Source organism: Paraburkholderia sp. UCT31 (genome assembly GCF_014397655.1).
GTDB lineage: Bacteria > Pseudomonadota > Gammaproteobacteria > Burkholderiales > Burkholderiaceae > Paraburkholderia > Paraburkholderia tuberum.
In genome coordinates, this window is sequence record NZ_VZQP01000178.1 from 1 (window position 1) to 1,230 (window position 1,230).

1 protein-coding gene is annotated in these 1,230 nt (G+C 65.1%); it reads right to left on the bottom strand.

Annotated elements, in window-relative coordinates; translation table 11 throughout:
• Positions 1–1,230 (bottom strand): threonine ammonia-lyase, biosynthetic (gene ilvA, locus F6X40_RS41470; RefSeq protein WP_187631888.1); only part of this gene is annotated, 1,230 nt, incomplete at both ends.

Sequence of the window (1,230 nt, forward strand, 5' to 3'; positions counted from 1 at the left end):
CCGGGCACCTGAATGCCGACCAGAATCGAGCTGTAGTCCGCGCCCTGGTTGCGGTAGTGGAACAGGCTGATGTTCCAGTTCGGCGCCATCGACGACAGGAATTTCATCAGCGCGCCCGGACGTTCCGGAAACTCGAAGCGAAACAGTCGTTCGTCGCGCGCGAGCGGCGAGCGACCGCCGACCATGTAGCGGATGTGCTGCTTCGACAGTTCGTCGAAGGTCAGGTCGACGGTGGCAAAACCGTGCGCTTCGAAGGCGCCGGCGATCTGCGCCGATTCGCTGCGATTGCGGATCTGCACGCCGACGAAAATATGCGCCGAGTTCGCGTCGGCGATCCGGTAGTTGAACTCGGTGACGCTGCGCGTGCCGAGCAGTTCGCAGAAGCGCCTGAAGCTGCCGCGCTCTTCGGGGATCGTCACCGCGAAGACCGCTTCGCGCGCTTCGCCCACTTCCGCGCGTTCGGCGACGAAGCGCATGCGGTCGAAGTTCATGTTCGCGCCCGACGTGATCGCGATCAGCGTCTGGTTCTCGATGCCTTCCCGTTCGGCATACTGCTTGGCGCCGGCCACCGCGAGCGAGCCCGCCGGTTCGAGCACGCTGCGCGTGTCCTGGAACACGTCCTTGATCGCGGCGCACAGCGCATCGGTGTTCACGAGCAGCACTTCGTCGAGATATTCGCGGCACAGACGGAAGGTCTCTTCGCCGACGAGCTTCACCGCGGTGCCGTCGGAGAACAGGCCCACTTCGTTCAGCGTCACACGCTCGCCCGCCTGCAACGACGCGGCCATCGCGCATGAATCATCGGTCTGCACGCCGATCACCTTGATCTCGGGGCGCACCGATTTCACGTATGCGGCGACACCGGCCGCGAGACCGCCGCCGCCGATCGGCACGAAGATCGCGTGAATCGGCCCCTGGTGCTGGCTGAGGATTTCCATCGCGACGGTGCCCTGGCCCGCGATCACGTACGGATCGTCGAACGGATGCACGAAAGTCAGGCCGCGCTCTTCCTGTAGCTTGACCGCGTGACCATAGGCGTCGCTATACGACTCACCGAACTGCACGATCTCGACGGTCGGCCCGCCATGCGTGCGGATCGCGTCGACCTTGAGCTGCGGCGTCGTCACCGGCACGACGATGATCGCCTTCACGCCCATGCGTGCCGCCGATAACGCCACGCCCTGCGCATGATTGCCCGCCGACGCGGTGATCACGCCGCGACTGAGCGCC